Below are 19,017 nucleotides of genomic sequence, written 5' to 3'. Positions count from 1 at the left end.
ATTGCTCAATTCAATACACATAAAAAATTACGCTTTAATTGAGGAAGTTAACCTTCAGTTTAACAATGGGTTTACCGTAATTACTGGAGAAACTGGAGCTGGTAAATCAATACTTTTAGGAGCTTTAGGACTCATTTTAGGAAAGCGTGCAGATATTAGTAGTATTGGTAATCCCGATGAAAAATGTGTTATTGAAGCACATTTTGATCTTACACGATACAATTTAGAGCCTTTGTTTAATTCTGAAGATCTGGATTATGAACCGCAAACTATAATTCGCAGAGAAATATTAGCGAGTGGAAAAAGCAGAGCATTTGTAAATGACACACCGGTTACCTTAAACCAACTCTCTGCTTTAGGTATGAACCTGGTTGATATACATAGCCAACATCAAACTATGGAGGTTACTGATGTTGATTTTCAATTTCAGGTTTTAGATGCTTTTGCCGAAAATGGTAAAAATCTTTCCGAGTACAAAAATATTTATACGAGTTATAGAAAAAAAGAAAGTGAATTAAAGAAGCTCATTAAGCAAAAGACAGATGCTCAAAAAGAAGAGGAGTATAAGTCCTTTCTTTTAGAAGAATTATTAGCTGCAAATCTAAAACCCGGAGAACAGGAACAATTAGAATCTGCACACGATACACTTAATAATGTGGAGCAAATCACAGAAGGTTTAGCTGCCGCATATCAAACATTAAGTAGAGAAGAAGTGGGTGTCAATGAGATGCTTCTCACAGCAAAAATCCGCTTATCTAAACTTTCTGGTTTCAGTCCTAAACTACAAGCATTAAATGATCGACTTGAGGCAGTAACCATTGAGCTCGATGATATTTCAGAAAGTATAAATGATCTTGCCGCAGATACAGAAGGTGACCCTACTGAACTTGCGCGCTTAGAAAGTAGATTAAAATTGTTTTTTGACCTTCAGAAAAAACATCAGGTTGTTAGTGTTGAAGAGTTGATAGCGATAAGAGATACACTTGATGAAGAGGTGCAATCTCTTACAAATCTTGATCAAAATATTACAAAGCTTGAACGTGAAATTGCCCAGTCTAAAATAGAGTTAGAAAAAATAGCAGTTATAATAACAGGTAAGCGTAGAAATACCATTGAGCCACTTACTGAAAAATTACAGGAAATATTGTCTAATCTGGGAATGCCTAATGCGCGTTTTGAGGTTAGTTTATCAGATAGTACTTCCTTTTTAGAAAATGGAAAAGATATTTTAAACTTCCTTTTTACTGCCAATAAAGGAATGCGAGCTCAAGAACTTAAAAAAGCCGCATCTGGAGGAGAATTATCTCGTATTATGCTTGCTATTAAATCTGTACTTAGTGATTATACTCAACTGCCTACCTTAATCTTTGATGAGATTGATACAGGTGTGAGCGGTGAAATCGCACTTAAAATGGGGCATATTATGAAAGCTATGGGTAATCGTATGCAGCTCATAAGTATTACTCATTTACCTCAAATTGCAGGGCAAGGAGCACATCACTTTAAAGTATTTAAAGAGGATAAACAACAAAAAACCACTACGGGTATTCGGGTTTTAGATCAGGATCAGCGTATTGCAGAGTTAGCAGAAATGCTGGGTGGCAAAGCATCATCTGATGCTGCATTTGATCACGCAAGGCAACTTCTCAATTAATAAAATAGTATATTTGACCACTTAAATTAAACAACAATTATGTCCTATAATTTATTAAAAGGAAAACGAGGAATCATATTTGGAGCGCTTGACGAAAATTCAATCGCTTGGAAGACAGCAGAACGCGTTCACGAAGAAGGTGGAACTTTTGTCTTAACAAATGCACCTATTGCTATGCGTATGGGAAGCATAAACAAGTTAGCTGAAAAAACAGGTTCTAAAATAATTCCTGCAGATGCAACTTCTGTTGAAGATCTAGAGAAACTTGTGGCCGGTGCTGTTGAAGAATTAGGTGGTAAACTTGATTTTGTTTTACACAGTATAGGAATGTCTATTAATGTGCGTAAAGGACGCCATTATACAGATCAAAATTATGACTGGACTCAAAAAGGTACAGATGTAAGTGCAATGTCTTTTCATAAAACTATGCAGGTGTTGTACAAACACGATGCAATGAATGAGTGGGGAAGTATTGTAGCTTTAACGTATATGGCTGCTCAACGTGTTTTTCCAGACTATAATGATATGGCAGACAATAAAGCATACTTAGAAAGTATAGCACGTAGTTTTGGTTATTTCTTTGGTCGTGATAAAAAAGTACGCGTTAATACTATTTCTCAATCACCAACTCCTACAACTGCAGGGCAAGGTGTTAAAGGATTTGATGGTTTTATAGCATACGCTGAAAAAATGAGTCCGTTAGGAAATGCTACAGCTCAAGAATGTGCAGATTATACAATTACATTATTTTCTGACCTTACTAAAAAAGTTACCCTACAGAATTTATTCCACGATGGTGGTTTTAGTAATATGGGTGTTAGTAACGAAGTGATGGAAGCGTTCGTTAACGAACAAAAATAATATTCAATAAGCTTATTTAAATGCCCGAAGATTCTACTTCGGGCATTTTTTGTATAAATTAACCAGTTTTAATTAAGGTGTATATGAACTTTGTTTTTTCTGTTATTGTTCCTGTTTATAACAGACCTGAAGAAGTTCGGGAATTACTTCATAGTTTATGTTTGCAAACTTATACAAAGGATTTTGAGATAATTATAGTTGAGGATGGATCTACTGAAACTTCTGAAACTGTAATAGAAGAATTTTCAAATCTTAACATCACCTATTTTTATAAAAAGAATACTGGTCCCGGAGACTCACGCAATTACGCAATGCAGCGTGCTAGTGGAAATTATTTTATTATTCTCGATAGTGATTGTGTACTACCTAAAGCATATTTAAGCAGTATAGATACCCATCTTTCCTCTAATTATTCTGATTTTTTTGGAGGGCCAGATGCTGCTGCATCTAATTTTACATCACTGCAAAAAGCCATTAATTATTCGATGACTTCTTTATTAACCACGGGGGGAATACGAGGAAGAAAGGAAGCAGCGACTAATTTTGAACCCCGAAGTTTTAATATGGGAATATCAAAAGCAGCTTTTGAAAAATCTGGTGGTTTTGGTAAAATCCATCCTGGAGAAGATCCTGATTTAAGTATACGATTATGGAACTTGGGATTTAAATCTCAGTTAATTTCGGAGGCTTTTGTGTATCATAAACGTCGTATCTCTTGGTCTAAATTTTATAATCAGGTGCGCAAGTTTGGTTTAGTACGACCTATACTTACAGCCTGGCATCCGCAAACCGCTAAAATAACATTCTGGTTTCCTACTTTATTTACGTTGGGATTATTTATTTCCTTTGTACTTAGTTTATATGGAATATATTTTCCACTTGTTTTAGTTGCACTATATTTTCTCCTTATTCTTGGGCATTCAACTTTCAAAAATAAAAGTTTGCAAGTTGGTTTTTTATCAGTTTGGGCAGTTTTGGTGCAGTTTGCTGGTTATGGTATTGCATTTGCAGAATCTACAATTAGCATACGGTATTTAAAAAACGATCCTCGTAAAAAGTTTCCTCACTTATTTTTTAAGTAATTTTAGCGTTAATCTCTCGTTCCATGTCAGAAAAAAAGAAACGTAACAGGAATTCAAACCTTCGGGTTTTTCTAACAATTTTGTTGGTTGTAGCTTCTATTTCAATAATGATTAAGCTTAATCGCAATTTTAGTTTTACGGTAAAGATTCCGCTTACCTTTCAAAATCTTTCCGAAGACTATATACTTAAAAAAAGTTCGACTACCTCTGTAAAAGTTACCGGTAAGGCCAGCGGATATGATTACTTTAAATACCGTTTTTTTTCACAGGCATTTCCTATAGATTTATCAAATCTTCCTAAGGATGGTAAAGAATCTTATTATGTTTTTAATAAAGAAAGTGATGCGTTAAAAGGAAGTTTAAGTGGTAGTGAGATTATTGCATTTGAACCAGATACAGTATTTTTTCTTCTAGATAGGAATTATGATAAGCGTGTGCCGGTAGTATCTAATTTTGATATTTCCTATTCACCCGGCTACGGAAGCTTTCAGGGAATGCAAATCACACCAGATAGTATTACCGTGCGTGGCCCCGAGTCTGAAGTTGATACCATCACAAAGGTATATACCAGCTCACAAATTTTTGAAAATATAAGAGCATCAAAAGAAGGAGATATATCGGTACATCTCTATAAAAATATTGCTAACGTCGAACTCATACCAAATACTATAAAGTATAGTTTGCAAGTAGATAAATTTACTGAGGGAACGGTTTCTGTACCGTTACAGCTACTTAATGTGCCAGCAAACGTTTCGGCAAAAGTTTTTCCTAAGCGTATTAATGTAATATTTAATGTAAATGTTACAAATTATGATCTTGTAAAATCATCTGATTTTAAGGTGGTAGTTGATTTTGATGAAGCAGATAGTCTATCTACATCTTTAACTCCACAAGTAATTGAGACCCCAGATTTTGTAAGAGATGTGCGTATTAGTGAAAGTACGGTTCAATATTTACTTGTAAAATGAAAATAGTAGGAATTACGGGAGGTATAGGCAGTGGTAAAAGTACCATTGCAGCATATTTTAATTCAGAATACAATATACCGGTTTACTACGCAGACGCTGAGGCCAAGAAATTGATGGTATCTCCAGATCTCAGAACTCAAATTATTGACTTATTAGGAGTAGCGGCTTATAAAGGAACTGATTTAGATCGAATGTTTGTGGCTTCAAAAGTATTTAATGACGCACAGTTACTAGAAGCACTCAATGCAATAGTGCATCCTGCAGTAGGGGAGCATTTTATAAAATGGTCACGCTCTCAGGACGCTCCTTATGTATTAAAGGAGGCGGCTATTTTATTTGAAAACAACACAGAGAAGCTTTGTGACTATGTGATTTTAGTCACTGCTCCCGAAGAAGTACGTATTGATCGTGTTTTAAAAAGAGATCAAACTACTGAAGCAGAGATCAAAAGCAGAATGGATAAGCAGTGGAAGGACTTAAAAAAAATTCCTCTTGCAGATTTTGTTATTGAAAATACAGATCTGGAGTTAAGTAAAAAAATGGTTTCTAAAATTCATAGCCAACTCTTGGCAGCCCCTATAAATACCTAGCTTAATCTTGTTAACATTTGGTTAAACCAATTATTCCCTAAATGTTAAAATCATACATTTGGGGATATGAATAAAAAACTCTTTGTACTACTTGTTGTGTTGATGAGCTTGTCTCTCATAGGCATTATATTTGTGCAGGGTTATTGGATATCTAATAGTATAGATGCCAAGCGTGGTCAATTTGGTTTTAATGCTAAGCAAGTATTAAATGCAGTTGCGCGAGATATTCAAATTAAAGAAGTAAACACGTGGTATAATCCTGTGCTTAAAATGCGGGATAGTTTAGGAATTCCTGATGATGTAAGCCTCTATGATTTAGTTTACAAGCAGGAAGACTCAATAACCAATGAGTCGTATGTTTTTAGAAATAGCATTGTAGAGCAAGACTACAAATTAAGCTCTCCTATTCTTGATTACGAAGTTGATAGCATAAAATTTAAAAAATACCTACAGCGCCAGTATACTCAAATTATCGATAATAACGATATTGACAAAGGGGATGTAGACCGCACCACAATATTCACCAGAATGTCTGATCTAAGTGATATTGAGCGATACAATATTGAACAGGCGGTGATGTATATTACGCGTAAAATACCTATTCATAAGCGGGTAGATGTTGAGGAGCTAGAACGTCTTCTTACAATGGAGCTTGCTGAACGCGATATGGAAACCAATTTTGAATATGCAATTTACAGTAACAATTTTGTTACTAATGTGCGTTCTAAAGATTTTGATATTCAATCTCCAGATCAAAATTTTAGTGTTCCACTTTTTGCAGATGATGATGGTAATAGTGATTATCAATTAGTAGCAAACTTTCCCGGTGAAAAAAAATATGTAGTTTCTTCCGTTATAGGAATGGGAGGGTTGAGTATTTTATTTACGCTAATAATAGTTATCGCATACAGCAGTGCGTTACAACAATTAGTAAAACAACGTCAGATTTCAGAAATCAAAACCGATTTCATAAATAATATGACGCACGAGTTTAAAACTCCTATAGCAACTATTAATCTTGCCCTTGATGCTATAAAAAATCCAAAGATTAATGGCAACCCGGAGGCGTTAACGCGCTATATGGGAATGATACGTGAAGAAAATAAGAGAATGCATGCTCAGGTGGAGAATGTATTGCGCATTTCAAAACTAGAAAAGAACGAACTTGATATTAAGAAAGAGCGTTTAAAACTTCACGATATTATTGAAGATGCAATTATGCATATTGAATTAATTGTTGAAGATCGCCAAGGATATATAAAAACTCATTTGGGAGCTGTAAAAAGCTCAGTTCTTGCAAACGAATCTCATTTTACAAATGTTTTGGTTAACATTTTAGACAATGCGGTTAAGTATTCGACAGATGTTCCTAAAATAGATATCTACACAGAAAATCTAAAAAATTTCATTCTGATTAAAATTAAAGATCAGGGTGATGGGATGACAAAACAAGTTCAAAAGAAAATATTTGATAAATTTTATCGCGAGCATACTGGCGATATACACAATGTAAAAGGTCACGGTCTGGGTCTCGCATATGCAAAACGTATGGTAGAAGATCACGCAGGTGAAATCTGGGTACAGAGCGAAAAAGGCAAAGGCAGTACCTTCATTATTAAACTACCACTAATATCTTAAACAAATGGAAACAGAAAACAAAAAAATCTTACTCGTAGAGGACGATCCGAACTTTGGAACGGTATTGAAAGATTATCTTTCAATGAATGACTACGATGTAACTCACGCAAAAAATGGAATGGAAGGATTTGAGAAGTTCAAAAAGGACGACTTTGATCTTTGTATTTTAGATGTGATGATGCCTTATAAAGATGGGTTCACACTTGCGAAAGAAATACGCGAAAAGAACGAAGATGTGCCTATTATATTCTTAACCGCAAAAGCGATGAAAGAAGATGTCTTAAAAGGATATAAAGTAGGTGCAGATGATTACCTTAATAAGCCATTTGATAGCGAAGTTCTTTTAATGAAAATTAAAGCTATCATGATGCGCAAGGCGACAGATTCTGTTGCAGATAGTAAACAATTTGAATTCCAAATAGGTGGTTTCTTCTTAAATTCTAAGTTGCGTTTCCTTACTTATAAAGAAGATGAGCAAATTAAACTTTCTCCCAAGGAAAACGAATTACTGCGTCTTTTAGCATTGCATGAAAATGATTTAATGCCTCGCGAGCTAGCACTTACAAAAATATGGAGAGATGATAACTACTTTACTTCTAGAAGTATGGATGTTTATATCGCTAAATTACGTAAGTACTTAAAGCGTGATGATACTGTAGAAATACTTAATATTCACGGTGAAGGTTTCCGCCTTGTTGTTAAGAGTGAAGAAGAAAAAAAATAGTGGTATTTGAAAAACGCCTCTTATTCCAGAGGCGTTTTTTCTTTTATTGTTTTTATTATTTCTTCAATAGGTGTAAGATAATCAAACCAGATTACGGAATCATCTCTACGATACCACGTTAATTGCCTTTTGGCAAAACGTCTGGTATTTTTTTTAATTTCCTCAATAGCAGTATTTAAGTCGTACTGGTTATCAAAGTAATTGAATAATTCTTTATAGCCTACGGTGTTTAATGCATTTAAATCTTTAAGGGGAATTAGTGCTTTTGCTTCTTCAATAAGTCTATTTTCTATCATTAAATCAACACGGTGGTTAATGCGATTATAAATCACTTCACGTTCTGCATTAAGACCAATTTTTAGTGTTTTAAAGACTCTCTTTGTTTTATTCTTTGCCAGAAATGAAGAATACGGTTTACCGGTACTTCGGCATATTTCCAAAGCGCGAATAAGTCGTTGCTTATTACTCAAATCTATTGAGTTGTAGTGTTCAGAATCTTTTTCTAAAAGTTCTTTTTGTAAAATTTCTATTCCTTTAGTTTCTAATTCTTTACTAAGATTTTCTCGAATTTGTGGATCTACATCAGGGAACTTATCGAGACCATTAATTATGGCATCAACGTATAGTCCAGAACCACCTACTAAAATCGCTACATCATTATGTACAAAATAGGTGTCTAGTGCCTGAATGCATTCTTTTTCAAATAAACCTACATTATAAGTTTCTTCAATAGATATATGCTGAATAAAATGATGTTTTGCAGTATTAAGTTCGTCTTCTTCCGGTACAGCCGTTCCTATTTTCATTTCTTTGAAAAACTGTCTGGAGTCTGCTGAGAATATTTCAGCATTAAAATGCTTGGCAAGTTTTATGGATAAAGCAGTTTTACCGATTGCGGTAGGTCCTACAATTGCTATTAAAAGTTTATTCATAATGTAAACTGTTTCCGCAATTGTGACAGTATTTTGCAGAGTCTTGATGTTTGCGTGCTCCGCAATTATGACAAACTTGAGTATTAATATGAAGCTTATGCTCGGGTAGCGCACCAGGTTCTTTTTTAGCCATTTCGGCACTCACGATACCCGTAGGAACTGCAATTATACCATAACCCAAAACCATTATAATCATAGCTATAAATTGCCCTAAGGCTGTCACAGGAGCAATATCTCCAAACCCTACGGTTGTTAACGTAACAATACACCAGTAAACACTTACCGGAATACTATTAAAGCCGTGTTCTGGTCCCTCAACTATGTACATTAATGTACCTGCAATTACCGAAAGAATCATAACTGCAAATAGAAAAACAAGTATTTTAGGACGACTATCTTTAAGCGCCTTAGTTAATTTATTACCTTCTCCTATGTATCTCGTGATTTTTAAGATCCTAAAAACACGAAGCAATCGTAATGCTCTAATCGTGAGTAGTGCATTAGTTCCTACAATAAAAAAGGATAAGTAAAGCGGAATTGTAGATATGAAGTCTATAAGACCATAAAAGCTGAAGACATATGCTGAAGCTTTTTTAATGGAAATCACACGTAAGATATATTCTATAGTAAAGAAGATAGTAATTATCCACTCGCTGATATAGAAGTAGTCTCCGTATTTAATTTGCATTCCGGCAACACTTTCTAGCATTACTAAAACAACACTAAGAAGTATTATTATAAGCAGAATTACATCAAATATTTTTCCTGCGGGTGTATCTGCCTCGTAGATTACCTCGTGTATTTTTGATTTCCAGGTATGTTTAGCTAATTCAGTCAAAAAAGAAATTAAATTTAATAAGTAGTATTTATTACTTCCAGATTTTCTAAAGAAAATTCGCCGAGCATTTCATCTTTTAAAAACATTTCGACCACACCATATTCTCCAGAATCACCGTATTTAGAAGTTGCATTTTGATCTTTCACGATGTTAATTTCCTTAATCCAATCTGATTTGATTTGACGAAGGTCACTTTCTGTGATTATATATTTTTTTGTGTCAACCACTAAGATAATCAAAGGAGACTTTGAATCATTGCATATTTTACAATTGAATATTGTGGAATCCTTTTTTTGCTGATTATTTTTTTCGAATTTAGTAGTTTCCTGAGCAACTACTGTAGAAATTGTAAAGCAGGCTATTAAAAAGAAATAAATAATTGATTTCATCTAGTGCGCTAATTCGTTTAAATCTATTGTTTTAATAACCTTTTTGACACGTAAATAACTTTGGATAATGTGTCTGGCATCTAACGAATTTTCCATAGGGGTGATAATTCGGTTTAAGATTTCAGTATTACTTATTTGATAGTTGAGATTAAAATAGCCCAAACCTTTAAAGGCTCCTTCTTCTATTAGAATCAAGCTACGTTCATCTGTAGTTCTGCCTCGGTCTATTAACGCCACACTTTTTTGTTCAAAACTAACTGCATCAATAAATGATTCTACCCGAGTATTATAATCTGAAACAAGTTCTTTATTAAAACAAGCGCCACTGCAAGTGCTGTCAAGGCATCTATCTTCTTTTAGATTTAAGTTGGTTTTTGCTGCACAGAGATTATATTCTTCTAAAATACGTACGAGATTTGATTTTGCTACGTGTAATGTGGCGTAAGTAACAATACTGGATTTTTGAGGATCTGCTTTTTCAACTTGAAGATTAATGTATCCTTTCTCGTCTATAAAACTCACAATTTGAGCCTTAAATTTTAATCGGCGGTAGGAGCGATTGTGAGCAGGCTTTATTTTTTTAATCTCTTCATTCTCCTTTAATTGAGCTATAAGTTCATTACCCGTCTCTTCATAACTAATGGCTTCTACATCTTCTTGAAGCTGTTTTGACTTTCGGTTATCATTGGTAAAGTGCTGAGTAACCCGTTTTTTTATGTTTCGGCTTTTACCAATAAGAATAACTTTCCCGTTTGCATTATGAAAATAATATACACCTGTGGAACTCGGAACTTCAGAAATAAGATCCCTTAATTTTGTATCTAGTTTCTTTTTGGGATTAAGCTTTATCGCTTCTTGTATAATTGTCTTATTCGTGTCTTTTGCCAGTAGTAATTTAAAAAGTTTTACGGTGGCAAGTGCATCACCGCTTGCGCGATGTCTATCTGTAATAGGGATTCCCAGATTGCGTACTAATTTTCCTAAACTATAGCTTTCCTGATCTGGAAGTAAATTTTGTGCAAGCTCTACTGTACATAGACTTTTACGCTGATAATCATAGCCGAGCCTATCAAATTCTAATTGAAGAATACGGTAATCAAATTGTGCATTATGCGCTACAATTATACAGTCTTCGGTGATTTCTATGATGCGTTTTGCTACTTCAAAAAATTTAGGAGCATTACGTAACATCTCGTTATTTATTCCTGTAAGTCCTACTACAAAGGCTTGTATGGGCCGTTCGGGATTTACAAGACTAATAAATTGATCTACAATCTCATGACCATCATATTTATAAATCGCAACCTCGGTAACTCCTTCTTCATTATATTTTCCGCCTGTGGTTTCTAAGTCGAGTATTGCGTACATAAATTATCTGCTGTCTTAAGTTTTGTAAATCAGTAATTTATTAATTATAGTTGCGTTCACCAAAAATAGCACTTCCTACACGTACCATCGTACTTCCATGAGCTATAGCAAGTTTATAATCTCCACTCATACCCATCGAAAGTGTAGTGAAATTATTTTGCTCTTTATACTGGTCGTAGATTTTTTGCAATTCTGAAAACTCCCGCGTTAATTGATCTTGATCATCTACGAAAGATGCCATTCCCATTAAACCAACTACATTTATATTTGGATAGTTTTCTTTAAACGAATTGCTGTCTAATAACTGTTTTGCCTCAGCAGGTTGCATTCCGAATTTACTATCTTCTTCAGCAATTTTAATCTGTAATAGAACTTTAATAATTCGGTTATTTTTTTCAGCTTCCTTATCAATCTCCTTAAATAATTTTAATCTATCTGCACTATGAATTAAACCCACATAAGGTGCCATGTATTTAACTTTGTTCGTTTGAACATGACCTATCATATGCCAGTCGATATCTTTGGGAAGTGATTCCCATTTATCAGTCATCTCCTGGATCTTATTTTCACCAAAAATACGTTGTCCCGCATTATAAGCTTCTTGCAAATCTTCAATAGGTTTGGTTTTTGAAACTGCCACCAGATTTACATGTTGTGGTAAACTAGATTTTATCTGATTAAGATTAGTTTTTATTATAGACATATATTAAACGCAATTAGCTTAAGGGTAAAGTTAAGCAATGCGAAGTTCTATACAGCCTAGAAAAACTCATAAATTGTTATACCACTTCGCAGTTTTGGTTGAATGAAAGTTGATTTTGGAGGCATGGTAAGTCCCTGATCTGATATATCTTTGATTTGCTGTGTAGTAGCCGGAAATAATCCAAAGCCTACAGCATATAATCCTTTATCTACTTTTTGCTTTACAAGAAGCATATCGTCCTTTCCTTTACCATAGCCTAGCCTTACATCTGCTCGTGGATTAGTAATATTAAGTATAGGTTTTAAGACCAAATCGTAGAGTATTTGTGCATCTAAATTTTCCAGAGCATTATTAAAGCTGCGATATTGAACCCGTAAGCTAAGCAAATAGAATTCTCCATCGAGATACATTGAAAATTCGTGAATCCTTGCTGGCTTGACATAGAAGTTCCCTCGGTTTTCAATTTTAAAGACAGAATCTAGTTCTACAAGTAACTGTTCTTTATCCTTTCCGTTTAGATCCTTTATCATTCTGCTAAATGCATGAATACGCAGATGAGACTCCGGAATTATATACGCCATAAAATGGTTAGAAGATTCTCCCGCGCTCTGAGATTGACTTAAATCGTCAAATAAAAGTGCAGAAGAGCTCGATCTATGATGACCATCTGCGATGTACAGAGCCGGCATTTTTGCATATGCGTTTTGTATAGCTTGTATTGTATTGTGGTCAAAAACCGGCCATAAATAGTGTGTGTCTTGATACGTGGTCGTAAACTCATACTCGGCGCGCTGTTGCATAACTGCTTCGCAAATTACTGTTAGCGCTGCAGAATCTGGATGTGTAAGTAAAACCGGTTCAGAATTAAAGCCGGTAATCTTCAAATATTCTTTAAAAATCTCTTCACGATCTTTAATGGTGTTCTCGTGTTTTTTAATGAGGTTATTTTTGTAATCAAGAATACTAGCTGCTGCGATTATACCTACAAATGATTCGTTATCGCGATTTACAATTTTATAGACATAAAATGCAGGCTCTTGATCCTGAATAAATATGCCTTCCTCCTTAAATTCAAGATATCGATTGCGCACTAGTTTATAACGAGCTTCTCCGCTAATTTCCTTATGATATTTATAACCCGGGTTAACGATATGTAAGAAGGAGTACGGATTGTTATCTAACCGTGCCTTGCGTTCTGACTTTGAATACGTATCGTACGATCGGGAAGCTATTAAACTTACTTTATCTCGCGTGGGACGCACTGCTTTAAATGGAATTATTTTTGGCATAAAAAAGTAATTATAGGTCAAATGCAAAGAGGTAATACCCTATATTAATTTGCAAAAAAATTCTGCTTAATCTAAATACTGAAACTATTGAGATTAAGCAGAATAACAAGGAGCTTTTCTTAAAATAGATCTATTTTGTGAATCAAAAATGCCTATCTAATTTAGAAAAAATATAGAATTTAACTGAATTGCGCTGAAACAATTTCTGCTTTCCTGCTTTCGCTGTAATCATAAAAACCTTCTCCAGATTTCACGCCCAGTTTACCCGCACGCACCATATTTACGAGTAGGGGACAAGGAGCGTACTTTGGGTTTTTAAATCCGTCATACATCACCTCAAGAATTGCAAGACAAACATCGAGACCTATAAAATCGGCTAGCTGTAAGGGTCCCATAGGATGGGCCATTCCTAGTTTCATTACAGTATCTATTTCTGCTACACCGGCAACATCATTATATAATGTTTCAACAGCCTCATTAATCATTGGCATTAAAATACGGTTTGCTACAAACCCCGGATAGTCATTAACTGGTACCGGCGTTTTACCAAGCTTTTGGGAAAGATTGGTTATCTTCTCGAGTGTTGCTTTTGATGTACTGTAACCGCTAATAATTTCTACAAGCTTCATTACCGGAACAGGATTCATAAAATGCATCCCGATTACCTGAGCAGCGCGATTAGTCGCCGCAGCAATTTGAGTTATTGATATGGATGAAGTGTTACTGGCAAGAATAGTTTCAGGTTTACAAAACGTATCAAGATTTTTAAAAATATCCAGTTTGATTGTGAGATTTTCGCTTGCAGCTTCAACAACAAGATCGACATCTTTAACCCCGTTTTCTAAGTCATTAAGTGGAATAATATTAAGAAGCGTTTCATTTTTCTGGCTATCTGTCAAAAGCTCCTTAACAACTTGTCTATCTAGATTTTTTGTAATAGTCTCGATACCTTTCTTTAGAGATGCTTCTGAAATGTCGATTAAGTTAACTTTAAAACCATTTTGAGCAAAAGTATGCGCAATTCCATTACCCATTGTACCGGCGCCAATAACTGCAATTTTATTCATTTGATATAGTTTGATAATTACACCAGCAGATTACACTATTCGCGTTATAAGCCAGTGTTATAAGATTAATTCTTTATTTTCTGTAAAGATACTATCGTAAAGTTACGAATTTTTCAACGCTCCACGCTTCGGGTTTTGCATTAAAAAGAACTTTAGTCTTTGCCCAGGTAGAAGTAAATAAATCACTTTTTCTGTATTTTTCTAAAGCTTCTGCACTCGTCCAATGGCTATGAGTAAAGAATACCGAGGATTGCTCTGAGCCTTTGAGTAGTTCTAGAAATTCACACCCTTCAAAGCCACGTATTTTCTCTTTTACTTCGTTAAAAAGAATTTCAAAATTTGCGACCTCTTCCGGTTTGAATTCCATTTTTACAAGACGTACGAGCATAAGATAGATTTAATCAAAATTTACTGTTACCGTGTCTCTATAATCTAAACCAAAAAGTGTCGAAGCACTACCTACGGTAGAAGGATTGCTTTTATAGATAGCTAGCTCCAGATATCCAGACGAATTGAATAAGGCTATTTTTTTGCCATCTTCTTCCCGTTTAGTTTTTTCAATATCAAAATTGATGGCATCACTATATTTATCATAGATTTTTTTAAAATGTGCTCTCCGAGCTTGTATACTAAACGCTCTACTTTTACCAACCTCCTCAAATAAACGTCGAGTGATATTAGTGATCACATTGCCATAATTATCTACATAAATAACATTTCCTATAATTTGTTTTTGTTCGCTATTGATTACAGGCATAATACCGGTTATGGCGCGTATTTCTTTAATAGGCTTGCCTATAACTCCCAGGGTTCCGCCGCGTGCAATATGACAGGCAACCTGTACAAATACATCAAGTTCGGTAAAGTTGGTTTTAATACGGTCATGTATATTAATTTCTACAACTTCCTCAGGGACAATGGTGCGCGTAATCATAGACATAATACCATTGTTTGCACACACAAAATAATGACCTTCCAGTTTTACGGCAATATGTTTGTTTTCTGGTGTCTGCTCAGAATCAATTCCTATAATATGTATAGTGCCTTCTGGAAAATTGCGATAGGCATTTTGAATGATGTAGGCAGCTTCAGTAATATGAAATGGCGATACATTATGCGAGATATCAACAATTTTGGCATCTGCCAATTCAGAATAAATAGCGCCTTTAACCGCACCGGCAAAATGATCTTTTAAGCCGAAATCTGTGGTTAATGTTATAATGGGCATAGGCGGTTTTGTTGATATTTTTAAAGGGTAGAGTTACTAATTTTATTTACATTTGTTAAACGCAAAACTAAAGATAATTAACTAGTTTCTTTATAAAATTCTTCCGCTTTTGAACGAACTTATCATTGAACTTTCAGAGATTACACCAAGAGATTTTTTTGGTGAAAATAATATTAATATTGAGCTACTTAAGAAGTACTTCCCAAAACTGAAGATTGTTGCCCGTGGTAATAATATCAAGGCCTACGGTGATGAAGATCTTTTAGAAGAGTTTGATAAACGTATGACTATGCTCCTAGAGCATTTTGCAAAATATAACAAACTCGATCAGAATTCTATTGAACGTGTTTTAACGAGTGAGAGCAAAGCAGATTACGAGACTTCTGTTGCCAGTGGTGAGATTTTAGTTCACGGGGTAGGAGGAAAGCTTATTAAAGCACAAACTGCTAACCAGCGCAAGATGGTCGACTTATCACGTAAAAATGATATGGTTTTTGCTATAGGACCCGCAGGTACCGGTAAAACATATACAGCTGTTGCATTAGCAGTAAAAGCATTAAAAGAAAAGCAGGTTAAACGCATAATATTAACGCGTCCTGCTGTTGAAGCTGGCGAGAATCTCGGTTTTTTACCAGGTGATTTAAAAGAAAAGCTAGATCCATATATGCAGCCGCTTTATGACGCATTGCGTGATATGATACCACATGAGAAATTGGAGAGTTTTATAGAAAAAGGAGTTGTTCAAATTGCTCCTATGGCTTTTATGCGTGGCCGCACGCTAGATAACGCCTTTGTAATACTTGATGAGGCTCAAAATACTACGCACGCACAGATGAAAATGTTCTTGACACGTATGGGTAAACATGCAAAATTTATGATTACCGGAGATCCTGGTCAAATAGATTTACCAAGACGTGTAATAAGTGGTTTAAAAGAAGCTCTTTTAGTACTTAAAGATGTAGATGGTATAGGTATGGTTTACCTTGATGATAAAGACGTTATACGTCACCGACTGGTAAAAGAAGTAATAGCAGCTTACAAAGCAATCGAAAACAGAGACTAAACTTTAAGAATTACAATCAAGAAATGTCAAATAAAACCATCACCGATACAAATTACAATTTTCCGGGACAAACAGCTGTTTACAAAGGAAAAGTACGAGAAGTATATAGTCTTGAAAATGATCAATTAATTATGGTTGCTACAGATAGGCTAAGTGCTTTTGACGTAGTTATGCCTAAAGGAATACCCTACAAGGGACAAATTCTAAACCAGATTGCGACAAAGATGATGCGCGATACTCAGGATATTGTTCCTAACTGGCTTGAAGCTACTCCAGATCCTAATGTTGCTGTAGGTAAAAAATGTGATCCTTTTAAAGTAGAGATGGTTATTCGCGGTTATATGAGTGGGCATGCTGCACGTGAATATAAGGCCGGTAAACGCATACTTTGCGGAGTAGAACTTCCTGAAGGATTAAAAGAGAATGATAAATTTCCGAAGCCTATAATTACTCCCGCTACAAAAGCCGAAATGGGAGACCACGATGAAGATATCTCTAAAGAAGATATTATTAAACGCGGAATTGTATCTGCGGAAGATTATGCGATTCTTGAAGACTATACTCAAAAATTATTTCAAAGGGGTACCGAAATTGCTCATGAAAGAGGATTAATTCTCGTAGATACTAAATACGAATTCGGTAAAACATCTGATGGTAAGATCGTATTAATTGATGAAATACATACTCCAGATTCTTCCCGTTATTTCTATGCAGATGGCTACTTAGAGCGTCAGGAAAATGGCGAAGCTCAAAAGCAGTTATCTAAGGAGTTTGTGAGACAATGGCTTATAGGAAATGGTTTTCAAGGTCTAGAAGGTCAAAAGTTACCCGTTATGACCGATGAATATATAGAAACTGTATCTGAGCGATATATTGAGTTATTTGAAAATATAACTGGAGAGAAATTTGTAAAAGCAGATCTTTCTAATATTGATAAGCGCATAGAGGACAACGTACTTGCTTATCTTAACAATTAAAGAACTATTCTCCTGCAAAAATGTTTTAGTACAAATGCCTCAAGTACTTTGATAACTTCATAATTCAATAATTAAATTTTAAAGATTTTAAATGATGGAAAAAATTAATTATTGGGTTTCAGAAGCGGCATCATTTGTTTGGGGTTTACCTCTTTTAATTTTATTAATAGGTGGCGGTATATACCTGCTTATTTATTCTAGATTTCTACCGTTCGCATATTTTGCTCACGCCATAAATGTTTTACGTGGTAAATATGATAATCCCAATGATCCTGGGGAAATTAGCCATTTTCAAGCCTTGATGACTGCACTATCCTCTACTGTAGGAATGGGGAATATAGCAGGAGTTGCGGTTGCTATTGCTGTAGGAGGACCCGGAGCAGTTTTCTGGATGTGGGTAAGTGCAATTGTAGGTATGAGCACCAAATTTTTTACTTGTACGCTAGCCATATTATATCGTGGTAAAGATGATGCTGGTGAAATTCAGGGTGGACCGATGTATTTTATAGTTGAAGGTCTAGGAAAAGCCTGGAAACCACTAGCAATAATGTTTAGTGTAGCCGGTTTAGTGGGAGCCCTACCAGTTTTTAATGTAAATCAGCTTACGCAGGCCATTAATGATATTTTACTAGTTCCTAATGGTTATGAAAAAAGCTTTTCAACAGATTTGATCATAGGTATTGTACTTGCTTTAATAACTGGTGTTGTAATTCTGGGAGGATTAAATCGTATTAGTAAAACCGCTTCACGCATTGTACCTGCTATGGTAGGATTATATTTTATCGCAGTCCTGGCCATACTTTTTATAAATGTGGACGTAGTTCCCTATTATTTTAAGCTCATATTTACTGATGCTTTTGCCGCAGATAATTATACTGGCGATCCTATGTTTGGTGGAATTCTAGGAGCTTTAATTGTTCTTGGAATTCGTCGAGGAGCATTTTCAAACGAGGCCGGTATAGGTACGGCTCCCATGGCTCATGGTGCAGCAAAAACAAATGAACCTATACGTGAGGGTTTAGTAGCTATGTTAGGTCCATTTATAGATACTATAATTGTGTGTACGCTTACAGCTTTAAGTATTTTGGTGACCGGTGTTTGGAAGACTAGCGAAGCAAATGGGGTAAGTCTAACTGCAAAAGCATTTTCTGATGCGATTCCGGGGTTTGGACCGTATTTATTATTAGTATGTATTGCTGTGTTTAGCATCAGCTCTTTATTTTCCTATTCTTATTACGGCACAAAATGTCTATCCTTTTTATTTGGAACACGCCATAAACATATCTACAATTATTTTTATATAGGTAGTATTCTACTTGGTGCGACCACATCATTGAGCTTAATGATAAATCTAATTGATACGTTTTTTGCGCTAATGGCAATACCTACAATGCTTACCACACTTATATTGGCTCCTAAAGTAATGGCTAGAGCTCGTTTATACTTTGATAATCTTAAAAATCAACCTTAGAATTTGGTTATTTTAACTGAAGTATAAAAACTAGATTACCTAATTAGATCACTTTACCGCTTAACTACACTTTAGCGCAACTCGTCTACACTAAATTTACGGGCTAACGTTTCATGATGAAATAATGCCATTCTTTTTTGCAACTTTATACTATTAAGTACAAGTTGAATTCACA

At 35.0% G+C, this 19,017-nt stretch carries 19 protein-coding genes; 10 read left to right on the top strand and 9 right to left on the bottom strand.

The annotated features are described in order from the left end of the window. Position 1: 1 nt before the first annotated feature. The 7 genes from recN (at position 2) to ABVM53_RS15500 (ending at position 7,517) form a co-directional block, all read left to right on the top strand. On the top strand, positions 2-1,654 hold the full coding sequence (gene recN, locus ABVM53_RS15530) for a DNA repair protein RecN (protein WP_405327930.1): 1,653 nt from the start codon (positions 2-4) through the stop codon (positions 1,652-1,654). Positions 1,655-1,693: 39 nt separating this feature from the next. Then, positions 1,694-2,515 carry an enoyl-ACP reductase gene (locus tag ABVM53_RS15525; protein WP_128756780.1) on the top strand — a complete coding sequence of 274 codons (822 nt, stop codon included), beginning with the start codon at positions 1,694-1,696 and terminating at the stop codon, positions 2,513-2,515. An 83-nt stretch (positions 2,516-2,598) separates the two neighbouring features. Beyond that, a complete protein-coding gene (locus ABVM53_RS15520; RefSeq protein ID WP_405327927.1) occupies positions 2,599-3,597 on the top strand; it encodes a glycosyltransferase in 999 nt (332 codons plus the stop codon). 23 nt (positions 3,598-3,620) lie between these two features. Continuing rightward, entirely contained in the window at positions 3,621-4,565 is a 945-nt protein-coding gene (locus tag ABVM53_RS15515; protein ID WP_405327924.1) for a CdaR family protein, read from the top strand. Continuing rightward, positions 4,562-5,155 carry a dephospho-CoA kinase gene (gene coaE / locus ABVM53_RS15510; protein WP_405327921.1) on the top strand — a complete coding sequence of 198 codons (594 nt, stop codon included), beginning with the start codon at positions 4,562-4,564 and terminating at the stop codon, positions 5,153-5,155. Before ABVM53_RS15515 ends, coaE begins: the two co-directional genes overlap by 4 nt. A 66-nt stretch (positions 5,156-5,221) precedes the next feature. After that, on the top strand, positions 5,222-6,793 hold the full coding sequence (locus tag ABVM53_RS15505) for a HAMP domain-containing sensor histidine kinase (protein ID WP_128756784.1): 1,572 nt from the start codon (positions 5,222-5,224) through the stop codon (positions 6,791-6,793). Positions 6,794-6,797: 4 nt separating this feature from the next. Next, positions 6,798-7,517, top strand: coding sequence for a response regulator transcription factor (locus ABVM53_RS15500; protein ID WP_128756785.1), 720 nt, complete (start codon positions 6,798-6,800; stop codon positions 7,515-7,517). A gap of 20 nt (positions 7,518-7,537) precedes the next feature. Here the strand turns inward: ABVM53_RS15500 and miaA are convergent, their stop codons facing one another. The 9 genes from miaA to ABVM53_RS15455 all read right to left on the bottom strand — a co-directional run bounded on the left by miaA (position 7,538) and on the right by ABVM53_RS15455 (position 15,331). Next, complete coding sequence (miaA, locus tag ABVM53_RS15495; protein ID WP_405327917.1) at positions 7,538-8,449, bottom strand: tRNA (adenosine(37)-N6)-dimethylallyltransferase MiaA; 912 nt, start codon at positions 8,447-8,449, stop codon at positions 7,538-7,540. Next, complete coding sequence (locus tag ABVM53_RS15490) at positions 8,442-9,287, bottom strand: ion transporter (protein WP_128756787.1); 846 nt, start codon at positions 9,285-9,287, stop codon at positions 8,442-8,444. The genes miaA and ABVM53_RS15490 overlap by 8 nt, the downstream gene beginning before the upstream one ends. A gap of 14 nt (positions 9,288-9,301) precedes the next feature. Next, complete coding sequence (locus ABVM53_RS15485; protein ID WP_405327913.1) at positions 9,302-9,676, bottom strand: hypothetical protein; 375 nt, start codon at positions 9,674-9,676, stop codon at positions 9,302-9,304. Next, positions 9,677-11,044 carry an exonuclease domain-containing protein gene (locus tag ABVM53_RS15480; protein WP_405327910.1) on the bottom strand — a complete coding sequence of 456 codons (1,368 nt, stop codon included), beginning with the start codon at positions 11,042-11,044 and terminating at the stop codon, positions 9,677-9,679. It abuts the gene before it with no gap. Between the two features lie 40 nt (positions 11,045-11,084). Further along, positions 11,085-11,747, bottom strand: coding sequence for a YggS family pyridoxal phosphate-dependent enzyme (locus tag ABVM53_RS15475; RefSeq protein ID WP_405327907.1), 663 nt, complete (start codon positions 11,745-11,747; stop codon positions 11,085-11,087). A gap of 56 nt (positions 11,748-11,803) precedes the next feature. Continuing rightward, on the bottom strand, positions 11,804-13,036 hold the full coding sequence (locus ABVM53_RS15470) for a DUF1015 domain-containing protein (protein ID WP_371456758.1): 1,233 nt from the start codon (positions 13,034-13,036) through the stop codon (positions 11,804-11,806). A gap of 179 nt (positions 13,037-13,215) precedes the next feature. Then, positions 13,216-14,103, bottom strand: a complete 888-nt coding sequence (locus tag ABVM53_RS15465; RefSeq protein WP_405327904.1) for a 3-hydroxyacyl-CoA dehydrogenase family protein — start codon at positions 14,101-14,103, stop codon at positions 13,216-13,218. Positions 14,104-14,194: 91 nt separating this feature from the next. Then, positions 14,195-14,491, bottom strand: coding sequence for a putative quinol monooxygenase (locus tag ABVM53_RS15460; RefSeq protein ID WP_405327901.1), 297 nt, complete (start codon positions 14,489-14,491; stop codon positions 14,195-14,197). Between the two features lie 9 nt (positions 14,492-14,500). Continuing rightward, positions 14,501-15,331: an S-adenosyl-l-methionine hydroxide adenosyltransferase family protein gene (locus ABVM53_RS15455; RefSeq protein WP_405327898.1), complete on the bottom strand. Its 831-nt coding sequence runs from the start codon at positions 15,329-15,331 to the stop codon at positions 14,501-14,503. Positions 15,332-15,440: 109 nt separating this feature from the next. Between ABVM53_RS15455 and ABVM53_RS15450 the strand changes: the two genes are divergently transcribed. From ABVM53_RS15450 to ABVM53_RS15440, 3 genes are all read left to right on the top strand, one after another. Further along, the gene (locus ABVM53_RS15450) at positions 15,441-16,394 is read left to right on the top strand and encodes a PhoH family protein (protein WP_128756795.1); all 954 of its coding nucleotides are present in this window, start codon (positions 15,441-15,443) and stop codon (positions 16,392-16,394) included. Between the two features lie 23 nt (positions 16,395-16,417). Then, entirely contained in the window at positions 16,418-17,371 is a 954-nt protein-coding gene (locus tag ABVM53_RS15445) for a phosphoribosylaminoimidazolesuccinocarboxamide synthase (protein ID WP_405327895.1), read from the top strand. Positions 17,372-17,465: 94 nt separating this feature from the next. Further along, a complete protein-coding gene (locus ABVM53_RS15440) occupies positions 17,466-18,842 on the top strand; it encodes an alanine/glycine:cation symporter family protein (RefSeq protein WP_405327892.1) in 1,377 nt (458 codons plus the stop codon). Positions 18,843-19,017: the final 175 nt, after the last annotated feature.

The sequence above is a fragment of the Leeuwenhoekiella sp. LLG6367-2.1 genome (assembly GCF_045055775.1).
GTDB classification, from domain to species: domain Bacteria; phylum Bacteroidota; class Bacteroidia; order Flavobacteriales; family Flavobacteriaceae; genus Leeuwenhoekiella; species Leeuwenhoekiella aequorea.
This window is presented reverse-complemented; position numbering and strand designations above follow the sequence as displayed.